At 42.5% G+C, this 12536-nt stretch carries 7 protein-coding genes; 6 read left to right on the top strand and 1 reads right to left on the bottom strand.

All coding sequences use genetic code 11. From position 1 onward, the window contains the following. The first annotated feature begins 119 nt into the window (after positions 1 to 119). Complete coding sequence (locus tag WMZ97_RS19205) at positions 120 to 1658, top strand: fatty acid--CoA ligase family protein (protein ID WP_343273711.1); 1539 nt, start codon at positions 120 to 122, stop codon at positions 1656 to 1658. A 257-nt stretch (positions 1659 to 1915) separates the two neighbouring features. After that, on the top strand, positions 1916 to 2434 hold the full coding sequence (locus tag WMZ97_RS19200; protein ID WP_343273710.1) for a competence protein ComK: 519 nt from the start codon (positions 1916 to 1918) through the stop codon (positions 2432 to 2434). On the opposite strand, the gene WMZ97_RS19195 is transcribed toward WMZ97_RS19200, so the two are convergent. Beyond that, positions 2388 to 2777 (bottom strand): hypothetical protein, encoded by a 390-nt coding sequence (locus WMZ97_RS19195; RefSeq protein ID WP_343273709.1) that lies wholly within the window; start codon positions 2775 to 2777, stop codon positions 2388 to 2390. The genes WMZ97_RS19200 and WMZ97_RS19195 overlap by 47 nt on opposite strands. Before the next feature lie 291 nt (positions 2778 to 3068). Between WMZ97_RS19195 and WMZ97_RS19190 the strand changes: the two genes are divergently transcribed. From WMZ97_RS19190 to addA, 4 genes are all read left to right on the top strand, one after another. After that, the gene (locus tag WMZ97_RS19190; RefSeq protein ID WP_343273708.1) at positions 3069 to 3728 is read left to right on the top strand and encodes a TVP38/TMEM64 family protein; all 660 of its coding nucleotides are present in this window, start codon (positions 3069 to 3071) and stop codon (positions 3726 to 3728) included. A gap of 105 nt (positions 3729 to 3833) precedes the next feature. After that, positions 3834 to 4385 (top strand): signal peptidase I, encoded by a 552-nt coding sequence (lepB, locus tag WMZ97_RS19185; RefSeq protein ID WP_343273707.1) that lies wholly within the window; start codon positions 3834 to 3836, stop codon positions 4383 to 4385. 226 nt (positions 4386 to 4611) lie between these two features. Next, positions 4612 to 8130, top strand: a complete 3519-nt coding sequence (gene addB / locus WMZ97_RS19180; protein WP_343273706.1) for a helicase-exonuclease AddAB subunit AddB — start codon at positions 4612 to 4614, stop codon at positions 8128 to 8130. Then, the gene (gene addA / locus WMZ97_RS19175) at positions 8111 to 11839 is read left to right on the top strand and encodes a helicase-exonuclease AddAB subunit AddA (RefSeq protein WP_343273705.1); all 3729 of its coding nucleotides are present in this window, start codon (positions 8111 to 8113) and stop codon (positions 11837 to 11839) included. Before addB ends, addA begins: the two co-directional genes overlap by 20 nt. The last annotated feature ends 697 nt before the right edge of the window (positions 11840 to 12536 follow it).

The following is a 12536-nucleotide window of genomic DNA, read 5'->3' as shown; positions in this document are numbered from 1 at the left end:
ATTTAGTTAATTGTGTGCGCTTTCACTTGAAATTTCAGTGTTTGTATTTTATAATTAATAAGAATTTAATGAATGATTATTCATTCACTTCATCACTGATCAAACAGGGAGGAATGGACATGAATTTAAGCAGTCAACTATCAGTGACAGCGAAAAATCAGCCAAACAAAGCAGCGTTTGTATTTCAGGATCAGGAGACAAGTTATTTAGAGTTTGAAGGGGCAGTAACAAAATTCGCAGCTAGTTTATACGAGCTGGGCTATCGCAAAGGAGATCATATTGCATTAGTTGCAGGAAACAGTCCCCATTTTGTGATTGGATTATATGGGGCGCTTCGGATCGGCGCGGTTGTCATACCAGTTAATCCGTTATATATGCCGGATGAATTGGAATATATTTTAAAAAATGGTGACGTAAGGGCTATTATTACGATGGATGTGCTGTTGAGGAGGTTCACAGCGTTTGCCGACAAGCTTCCAAATGTTACCCACTACATATCATGTGAAACGGGTGCTGATATTACCAAGGAAGCGTCCGTGTTATCAGCAAAATTGAAATCGTTTGCAACACTTGTTCGAGAAGGCGATCAGGAATTTATTCCCCCTGCCCTTGAAGATGAAAATATTGCGCTTATCTTATATACATCGGGGACCACTGGAAAACCTAAAGGTGCGATGTTGTCACATAAAAATTTATACTCGAATGCAAAAGATGTTGCAGATTATTTGACTATTAATGGGAACGATCGAATTATTGCCGCATTGCCGATGTTCCATGTGTTTTGTTTAACCGTTGCTTTAAATGCACCACTCATGAATGGTGGTACGGTGATTATCATGCCAAAGTTTTCACCTCAGGAAGTTTTCCGTATCGTCCAACAATTACATCCAACTATTTTTGCTGGCGTACCAACCATGTACAATTATCTGTTACAAAGTGCAAAAGGAAAGGATGTAAACATGAACGGCATCCGTCTTTGTATTTCCGGCGGAGCGGCAATGCCCGTTGCGTTGCTCAAAGGATTTGAAAATACTTTTGACGTTGTCGTATCAGAAGGTTATGGACTATCGGAGGCTTCACCGGTCACCTGCTTTAATCCATTGGATCGGCCACGAAAGCCGGGCTCAATCGGGCGAAGTATTGTAAACGTTGAGAACAAGGTTGTGGATGAATTTGGTGAAGAGGTGGAGAACGGTGAAGTTGGGGAACTCGTTGTACGTGGTCCAAATGTTATGCAGGGCTATTATAAAATGCCGGAAGAAACAGCAGCTGTCTTAAAGGATGGCTGGCTGTACACTGGTGATATGGCAAGGATGGATGATGAGGGCTATTTTTATATTGTTGACCGCAAGAAGGATTTGATTTTGGTTGGCGGGTATAATGTGTATCCGCGCGAAGTAGAAGAGGTATTATACGAGCATCCGGGGATAGCAGAGGTAGCCGTTGTTGGCAAACCGCATCCGGATTCAGGTGAAGCCGGTGTCAGCTTTGTAGTAAAAAATGATCCTTCGTTAACAGAAGAAAGCCTGCTGGAATTCTGTGCTGCGCATTTAGCCAAATACAAAGTGCCCGTCGAGATCCTATTCTTAGATGAATTACCGAAAAATACCACTGGCAAAATTTTGCGAAAAAATTTGCACGAAAAGGTTAACAACTAACAATAGAAGGCTGGGACAACGAGTTGTAGCCATAGCAAAATTCGAACGATAATTCCAAGATGGCCTTTATATCGTTCGGATTTTTGTGTTTGGGATAATAAATAAATACGCAACGCGGGTAATTAGATAACAGAAAAGTTTACCGCTCAAAAGCTTATAAGAAAATTGTCTTTTTTAGTATCCTTTTGCTTATAAATTTGGTAGAATGTATCTTAAGCCTCTTTCTTTTCCAGAGCATGGGAAGGAAGTATGATAAAATGGAAAATAAGCATTATCTTTTTCATTCAGTATATGAAATAACTCCTCTGACAATGGCCATATTACGTCAACATAAAGCGGGAAAGACGTCAACACTTATTATAGAAGAACAAGAAGAAATGGTTGTCGAACAATCCCCGACTAAAGTTGTTGATTATGCTTGCAAGTTTTTTGGTGCCAGCCTCAAAGGCAGACAGGAAGGAACCAGGGATATTTGCGGCATTACGCATAAGGCGCCGATTTCGATCGATCCTGCTAGCGGCATGTATTTCTTTCCAACAGCTTCACCTTCTAGTTCAAATTGCTCGTGGATTGCCCATTCCCATATCGACCAAGTGTATAAAGCAACCAAGCAAAGAACAGAAATCGTGTTTAAAACAGGAAAAAAGGTGACAATCCCCGTTTCATTCGGTTCTGTGTTAAACCAAATTCAGCGTACTGCACAATTCCGGTATTTGCTTGACAACCGAATCAGATATTTGCAGAAGCATGCGGTTGAAACAGTGGCAGAGCCTTAAGCATAAACTCCTGGACGATTGCCTCTACTTTTTTACGGATAGCCGGATTGAAATAATTACGTGTTTCTTCACGGCCTTGGCAGAGAAAAAGGTAAGAAGAAAAGGAGTCATTCTTATTTAAGATGACAACTTTAATGGCTTTTTTTCGCATTGTATCTCGTAACATATGTCGCTCATTCGTTGCTTCTGCAATCATTTTTTCCAGTAGTTTAAGATAAGGCTCCTTGATTTTAAAGGCCCCTGACTCAATGGTACGGATATCTTGCTGCATAACAAGTAACGCCATGGATAAAAACAAAAAGCGCGAAGCCACTGCTAATTCCTCATCATTAAGATAGCGCATCAGTAAATCCCCCTCAAAGGAACGTTTGTTCTATTCCATTGTATGATGAATCTCGTAAAAAATACACTAAAAAAATTAAATTTGTTCATAATGGAAAGAAAGAGGCAAAAAAAGTGTCTATCAAGCTATGCAGATTCGATTGGTTCTATTAAAATAAATCTTAGGAGATGTTCAAAACGTCTGGCAAAATGACAAAACGAGCTGGTTTCGGTCGTTTTATCTTTCTTTTGAACACGATAAGAGCCAAAAGCATTTCTATGACGTTGGATATGTGTGAGGGGATTTAGGTACATGTTGATACTGGACATAAGCATGAAAGATTGGCGCATGATAATTGAAAATGATCTACTGGATGAATATCTCGAACAGCTTTTGAGTAAGTACGAGGCATTAGGTCCGCTGCCGGGGATATTATTACCGTTTCTGGAAGCTTTTTTGCCGTTTTTGCCATTAGTTGTGTTTGTATTTGCGAACGCTGCTGCATATGGTTTATTTGAAGGCTTTTTACTATCCTGGTTAGGCTCAAGTCTGGGTGCGATCAGTATTTTTATTATTATCCGTAAACTGGGAAGAAAGCGCATATTTACGGTCATTCGGAAAAATAAACAGGTACATAAGGTAACAGCCTGGCTGGAGCGCCATGGATTTGGACCGTTATTTTTGCTGATGTGTTTTCCGTTTTCTCCATCAGCGGTGATCAATGTTGTCGCCGGGTTATCGAAAATCAGCTTGCAGCAATTTGCACTGGCTGTACTGTTGGGAAAATCGGTCATGATCTTCACGATGGCATACGTGGGTGCAAGTATTATATCGTTCGCGAAAAACCCTGTGCGCACGATTATGATTGGTATCTGTATTGTTTTATTCTGGGTACTTGGGAAGTATATTGAAAAACGCTTGCAAAGAAAAAGTGCATCAGCACAAGGCACGTCCCCTCGAAATGATGATTAAACAGCGTGAAATCAGGGTATGATGTAGGTAAGAAAAGCGGAAGGCCATACGCAGCTAGGCACTGGAGCTAGACCTCGCTTAAGAATAACCCTGGAGGAAACGCGCATGAAAAAATGGAATTACCGTAGAATTATTTCTGTCGTCGTGTTTGCCGTCATTCTGGCAATCATCATTCGGACGGTATTATTCGCCAGCTATGTCGTTGATGGTGAGTCGATGGAACCAACTTTAAATGATGGAAACCTGCTAATGGTGAACAAAGTCGTCTATGATATCAAGGATGTGGATCGGTTTGACGTGATTGTGTTTCACGCCAATAAACAGGACGATTATGTGAAACGGGTTATTGGCGTACCCGGAGATGCGATTACGTATAAACATGATAAACTGTATGTTAACGGGCAATATGTGCCTGAGAGCTTTCTTGATACCTTTAAAGAAACACACAGCACAACGCCATATACAAAAGATTTTACTTTGAAGGAAATAACTGGATCAAAACAGGTGCCGGATGGAAAATTATTTGTTATGGGAGATAACCGGGATAATAGCCTGGATAGCCGGGCCTTCGGATATATCTCCCTAGATCAGATCGTCGGTAAAGTAGATGTAAAATATTGGCCACTGTCACAGAACAGTTTTAGTTTGGGGAAATAAGTATAAATAAGCTTTCTTCTTTGTTAAAATAAGAAGAAAGTTTATTTTTGTTTATGTGTTTATAGATGATTTTTAAATATAGCAAAAAACGATATAAATATATTCGAAGCAGCTTGTATATATTGTCGTCTCCAGTTTAAAATCAAAAGTTTAAACGGACCTGGATTGAGAAGGCGTACGAGCTGCATCATATGAAAAGTGTCTTTGTCTAAAGAGGGGGGATAACATGGGGATACGATTTTTGTTAGGAAAAGCTGGTACAGATAAAAGTGGCAAGATACTGGATGAAATTAAACAACAATTGATGGGGAATCCACGGGGCGCCCCGATCTATTATATTGTTCCAGAGCAAATGACGTTTCAGCAGGAATATGCCCTGTTTGACGATCAACGTGTTCAGGGAAGTACCCGTTGTAATGTTGTCAGTTTTTCCAGGCTTGCCTGGCGTATTTTACAGGAAACTGGCGGGGGAACGAAGCAGTTTATCAGTTCTACTGGGATTCAAATGATGCTGCGAAAGATCATTGAGGGGAAACAGACAGGGTGGCGAACGTTTCAAAAGGCGATGGAGAAGCAAGGATTTCTTGAGCAGCTGGAAAACATGATTACCGAGTTCAAGCGATACAACATTTCCCCTGACATGCTGAAAACAGAAATGGAGCAAATCAATAGGTTTACCCATAAAGAGCAAGAAGAAGTATCGTTGACGAATAAATTACAGGATTTAACTTATTTATATGAGAAATTATCTGTACGCTTGCAAGATAAATATATTGATAGTGAAGACCAGTTGCAGCTGCTGGCGAAAAAAGTGGCACACGCATCATCGCTAAATGATGCAATTATTTATTTTGACGGATTTCATCGGTTTACACCACAGGAGTTATTGGTGGTAGAAGCATTGATGAACAAAGCTGCACATGTCACTGTCAGCTTAACTATTGATGGTCCACAAGATGCTGACCCATCCGAATTGGATTTATTTTATCAGACGAAGGAAACCTATCATACGTTAAAAATGGTTGCAGAAGAAAACGGGATTCTGATAGAGAAGACACAGGAACTGAGTTCATCAGATGGGAGACTTCGTGATAACGCTGCTTTTTACCATTTGGAGACAAATTTTGATGTGCGGCCAGCGCCAGAATTTACGGGAGCGGTTCCTCTTCAAATTGCCGAGGCGGTTCATCCGCGTGCAGAGGTGGAAGGTTGTGCCCAGGAAATTGTTCGATTAATCAGGGAGGAACATTATCGGTATCAGGATATTGCTGTCTTTATCAGACAAACAGCGGATTACCATGATTTAGTTGATACAATTTTCCAGGATTATGACATCCCGGTTTTTATCGATGAGAAGCGAACGATGTTAAATCACTCGCTGGTGGAACTGATTCGTTCGGCGCTGGATATGGTGCAGGGTAATTGGCGTTATGACGCTGTTTTTCGGGTGTTAAAGACAGGTTTTATCCCAATCACAGATAAACATAATCCATTAACGAATGATGCGATCGATGAACTGGAAAATTATGTGTTAGAATATGGGATTCGCTCACGTACGAGCTGGATGAGTAAGGAAGATTGGATATTTCGCCGGTTTCGCGGATTTGATCAGGGAGCCCAGACTGATGCAGAAAAGAAAATGCAGAAGCGAATCAATGCCTATCGCCGGCAGGTTGTCCACGCCTTACAATCATTTGATGAGCAAATCCGCCAGACACAAACGGTCGCTGGAATGTGTCAGGTGCTGTTTGAATGGCTGGAGAGGCTTCGTGCACCGCAGCGGCTGGAAAGACTGCGGGATTCGTTTGATGACACAGGACAAATTGAAAAAGGCCGCGAGCAGGAACAGGTTTGGAATGCAATCGTTCAGCTGATTGACGAAATGGTGGAGATTGCTGGTGACGAACCGATGGATGTTGCAACATTTCGATCGACACTTGATGCTGGATTGGAATCACTTAAATTCGCCCATGTGCCACCAAGTATCGATCATGTGATTGTTGGTACCATTGACCGCTCCAGAATTAGCGGAAGGAAAATTGCCTTTTTAATTGGGGTTAATGATGGGGCTTGGCCAATGAAACCGGAAATAGACGGGATGATTAATGAAAGTGAACGTGAATTGCTGGCACTGCATGGACTGCGTTTGGCGGAAAGCAGCAAGCGACAGCTATTGGATGATTGGTTTTACATGTATTTAGCATTCACAGCAGTAAGTGACCAATTATGGATTAGTTATCCGTTGAGTGATGAAGAGGGGAAAGCAAGGATGCCATCCCAACTGATTAAACGGATAGAGGACTTATTTCCGGCGTGCTGTGATCATCGATTGCTCCAGGATCCTGATGAATTGGTCCAAGCAGATCGTTTTATTACAACACCAGTCAAAACAAGAGGAGCATTAACCGCTCAGCTAAGCCGACACCAAAAGGGCTATCCGGTCCAGCCAATATGGTGGCATGTCCTAAACTGGTATATTACCAACACAAGAAAATACGACACGACCTATACGATCCTGCAAAGTCTGTATTACAAAAATCAGCCAGTTGATCTGTCACACGAAACGATAGAAAAGCTTTATCCAAAAGAAATGAAAGCAAGTGTTTCCCGATTGGAGATGTATTACCGCTGTTCCTATCAGCATTTTGCCAAGTATAGTCTGGGGCTTAATGAGCGGCAAACCTACCAATTGGACGCACCGGACATTGGGCAGCTGTTCCATGAGGCATTGAAGAAGATTACCGAATGGATTCAGGAAGAGGGAAAGGATTATGCCCAATTGTCGAAACAGGATACGAATACCTATGTACAAAAAGCTGTTACGAATTTGGCACCCATTTTACAGCACCAGATTTTGCACAGTTCCAATCGCTATCAATATATTCAGCAAAAGCTGCAGGAAGTAATTGCCCGTGCTGCCTATGTATTAAGTGAGCAAGCTAGGCAAAGCAATTTTTCCACGGTCGGGCTGGAACTCGGTTTCGGTATCGGAGACAACCAAACATTAGAACCTGTAAGATTGCCACTTGCTAATGGCTATGAACTGTTGCTAAGAGGGCGAATTGACAGGGTCGATAAAGCGGTGAATCAGGACAACTTGTTCCTGCGCATTATCGATTATAAATCAAGTGCTAAAGGACTTAATCTGGTTGAGGTGTATTATGGTCTGGCTCTGCAAATGCTTGCTTATTTAGATGTTGTCCTGTCTCAATCCGAAAAATGGCTTGGGGTCAAGGCAACACCAGCCGGGGTACTTTATTTTCATGTGCACAATCCGATGATTTCAGCTAAGGGGAAAATGGACGATCAAGCCATTGATCAGGAGATTTTTAAAAAGTATAAAATGCAAGGTCTGCTTCTGGCAGACGAAACGACGGTTAAGATGATGGATACCTCGATTGAATCGGGAACAAGTCAGATTGTACCGGCGGGTGTGAAGAAAAATGGCGGTTTTTATAGCAGTTCACGGATTGCTGATGAAGAGACGTTCCATGTTTTACAGCAGCATATCCATCAGTTAATGATACATGCAGGCTTTGATATTACAAAAGGCGGCGTCCATTTGAATCCGTACCAGCATAAACAAATGGTTGCATGCTCTTTCTGTGAGTTTCGCTCGGTTTGTCAATTTGACCCGAGCCTTGTGGAAAACAATTATCACAAACTGACCGATCGAAAAGATGATGACATTTTAAACGAGCTCAGAGAAAAAGGGAGGGATACGGATGGTAAACTGGACCAATGAACAACAGGATGCGATTCATACCGATGGCAGGGATGTGCTAGTAGCCGCTGCTGCTGGGTCGGGAAAGACGGCGGTCCTGGTGGAACGGATTATTCAAAAATTAACCAAACAAGACCAGCCGGCTGATATTGATACCCTGCTTGTTGTTACCTTTACCAATGCAGCAGCACAGGAGATGCGCAACCGTGTTGGTCTAGCATTGGAACAAGCATTGGCAGAAAACCCATCATCCAATCATTTAAAAAAACAACTATCCCTTTTGCAGCGTGCTTCGATATCAACCTTGCACTCATTTTGCTTAGATGTAATTCGGCAATATGCTTATTTGTTAGATATTGATCCCGGATTTCGCATTGCCACTAACATAGAGACGGATGTCATCCAGCAAGAGGTAATTGCTGATTTATTTGAGGAATGGTATGGAAAGGATGGAGAAGAACAACAACAGTTTTTCGCGGTTGTCGATCGTTTTTCCAGTGATCGCAGTGATCATGATGTCGAGGATCTTGTATTGAAGCTGTATACGTTTGCCATGCAAAATCCGTGGCCAGAGGGGTGGCTTGATCAGCTGTCCAAAACGTACGACGTACCGGAAAGTTGGACGGAAAGCGATTTGCCCTGGCTTTCACTGATAAAACGGGAGGTCGCCAGTCAATTAACTGCCATCGAAGCGGAAATGAAACTTGCGCTGGATATAACAAGGGAAAGTGATGGACCATACCATTATGCTGATGCGATCGATAGCGATTTTGCCAATTTGCATGCAGCGCTGGCCAATCTTGATTCATGGGAGCAATTACAAACTGTGATGCAGGAAAGTGCATTTATCAAACTATCCGGAAAACGGGTGGATTGTAATGATGATAAGAAGGCCAAAGTCAAAGCGTTACGGGACAGCTACAAAAAGCGCTGGAATGAGATGAAACAAAGCTGGTTCACACGTGATCTCGCAGCACATGTAGCTGACATGCAGGAACTTGCACCTATCATTTGGCAGTTGGCCGAGCTTGTGAAACAATTTAAACAGCGTTTTACCGAATACAAACGGGAAAAAGCACTGGTGGATTTTTCTGATCTGGAGCACTATTGTTTGCAGTTGTTGCTCGATGAAACCTCAGATGTGGATCATTTAGTTCCATCTAGCGTTTCCTATCATTTTAAAGATAAATTTACCGAAGTCCTGGTTGATGAATATCAGGATACCAACTTGGTACAAGAAACGATTTTGCGATTGATCAGTGACCAGGAAGGTTCCGGCAACATGTTTATGGTTGGTGATGTCAAACAAAGTATTTATCGTTTTCGTCATGCTGAACCATCTTTATTCATTGATAAATATAAACGATTTGCAGCTGCACAATCACCGGGTAAACGGATTGATCTGGCGAGTAATTTCCGCAGTCGGGAACAGGTGTTAATCGGGGCGAATTATATTTTTCGGCAAATTCTTGATGAAGATTTGGGCGAGATTAATTACGATCAGGATGCTGAATTAATTTATGCGAATCGGCTGTATGATACATTAAAGCTTCCCCAAGCAGATCCGGAGCTGCTGATCATCGACCGAAAAGCACTAGAGGACGAGCAGCCATCCGAAGACGATGCTGAAAATTATCAAGACTTGGAGAAGGCTCAACTGGAAGCACGGGCTTATGCTGATAAAATAAAGACCTGGATTGGACAAAAGGAGCAGGGGTCACTTCAGGTGGTTGACAGGCGTACCCAAACACAGCGGGACATGCAGTATCGTGATGTGGTTATTTTATTGCGATCGATGACGTGGGCACCGACGATTGCGGATGAATTGAAAAAGCAGGGAATTCCTGTTTATGCGGAGCTGTCGACGGGCTATTTTGAAGCGATTGAAGTAAAAATCATGGTCAGTTTGTTGAAGGCAATTGATAACCCGAGACAGGATATCCCGCTTGCTTCGGTACTAAGGTCACCAATTGTTGGACTGAATGAAGAAGAATTGGCCATGATTCGATTAGCCGATCAACGACATATGTATTACGACGCGCTGCAGCAATTTAACCGGCGGGAAACGGGTGAATTAGCGGAAAAGGTTGAAGCCTTTCTAAAGCACCTTGAACGTTTCCGTGTGGCGGCAAGACAAGGCGCATTGTCTGAATTAATTTGGCAAATTTACCGGGAAACAGGTTACTATGATTTTGTCGGAGGAATGCCAGGCGGCCGTCAGCGTCAGGCGAACTTACGGGCATTATATGATCGTGCTCGCGGCTATGAAACGACCTCATTTCGTGGATTATTCCGGTTTCTTCGGTTTATCGAACGAATGGAAGAACGGGGGGATGATCTTGGTGCAGCAAGAGCCCTTAGTGAACAGGAAGATGTTGTTCGGATAATGACGATTCATAGCAGTAAGGGACTTGAGTTTCCAGTGGTTATCGTAGGGGCAATGGATAAGCAATTTAATCTAATGGATCTCAACCAGCGTTATTTATTGCATAAAGATCTTGGTTTTGCCAGCAAGTATATTGATCCGGTGAAACGAATTACGTATCCGACGCTTTTGTATCATGCATTTCGCAGTGAAAAATTACGCGAACAGTTGGCCGAGGAAATGCGCGTATTATATGTCGCTCTCACCCGAGCCAAGGAAAAATTGGTCATGGTCGCTAATGTGGCCTCGTTTGAAAAGAAACAAGCATCCTGGCAGAAAATGCTCGATCATAGCGAATGGATTCTGCCAGCACATTACCGGCTGGAATCGAAAAGCTATTTGGATTGGGTTGGTCCTGCTTTAATTCGGCATCAAGCAAATGAGGCATTGCGAACAGAAGCAGTCAGTGACGCTGTGTTCGATGAGATTAAAATAGATCCATCGACATGGCACGTTTCAGTTATCCACGGCAGTGACTATGCGAATTTGGCAGAGGTTGAGGTGGAGGTGGATAGCCAGCTTCAGGAGAGTATTACCCAATGGCAGCCGCTAAAGGTTACAGACGAGCAGTTAATAGAAACAGTTGACCAGCGACTATCCTTTCGCTATCCGTTTCAACAGGCCATGACAGCACGTGCAAAACAGACAGTGACCGAAATTAAACGGCAGCGGGAGGTGAAGGATGAATATAGTGATGTTCAGCTTGTGCAAACCTTTCACGCCCCGATTGTCAAACGGCCAAAATTTATGCAAAAAGAGGCGACGATTTCAGCAGCTGAGCGTGGAACAGCTATGCATACCGTCATGCAGCATATCCCACCTACACATGCGTATACAAAAGCAGAAATCGAGGAATTTGTGGAAGCATTGGTTGAAAAAGAAATTATATCAGCTGATGAAGCAGCCATCATTGACACAACCGCAATCGAGCAATTTTTCATGACGGATATTGGGTTGTTGATGATCTCAGCGCCAACTGTTTATCGGGAGGTACCGTTTAGCCTTTCCCTGCCGGCAAGTCAAGTGTATGCCAGTTGGGATAGCCAGACAGATGAACAGGTATTGGTACAAGGGGTGATTGATTGTATTATCAAAAACGCGGATGGCTGGATCATTGTTGATTATAAAACCGATGCTATCGACGGGGAAGTAACGGAATTAATGAAGACACAGCTTGGGGCGCGGTATAAGACACAGCTTAGTCTTTACCGCGAGGCCTTGGAAACTATTTGGCATCAGCCGATAACCGAAGCCTATCTTTACTTCTTTGCCAAGCAGCTATTGGTGAGGGTGCCGGCTGAATAACCGATTATATGTAAAAACAGACCTATTCCTATAATGGAACAGGTCTGTTTAACGTTAGGAAGTATGAATGAGTCTCTTATGGCTGTTGTTTTCTAATTCGTGTCCGGTCATTAGTAGTAGCGGTGGGTGGAATTACAGTAACATATGAAAATTCGAATCAGAGTGTGTGGGGATTCATAAGGTTTTTCCTTAAGTATCGTAATTAAGGTACCTTTTCGTGAAGCCACCGCTAATCCAGATGAAATTGTGACGGATTTGTTGCAGTTAAAAAAGAAATTCAGGAACGCAAGAACCCTTGATATTACAAGGGTTCTTGCGTTTTTTTATACATTTCTTTGTTCGCATTCCTTCCTTTTGCTTGTACATGTAATACATATCACACCTACATGTGATTCAGTTCACTTCTTACATGCCTTTTCCTAATTATGATGTAAGTGTAAGCATGATGTATTGCTAAGACTTGTGGTGATAAGTCAAGAGAAAACCAATAAAAAATTTAACTAATAACGGACCTTCAAAGGAAAAAAAGGCACACTGAACTAAACCCGCACAAGATTAGGAACAATCGTTCGGGTTTGCTAAAAGGATTCAAAAGCATTCATTTGCCTTTGAGCTATACGCTCCTTTCTGGCGTGTAGAGTTGGTGATTGCGTAGTAGCACATCCACCAAACGCACTAGTTTTCTCGCAGTCATGAC

The sequence above is a fragment of the Lentibacillus songyuanensis genome (assembly GCF_039548255.1).
Classification (GTDB): domain Bacteria; phylum Bacillota; class Bacilli; order Bacillales; family Amphibacillaceae; genus Lentibacillus_C; species Lentibacillus_C songyuanensis.
This window is presented reverse-complemented; position numbering and strand designations above follow the sequence as displayed.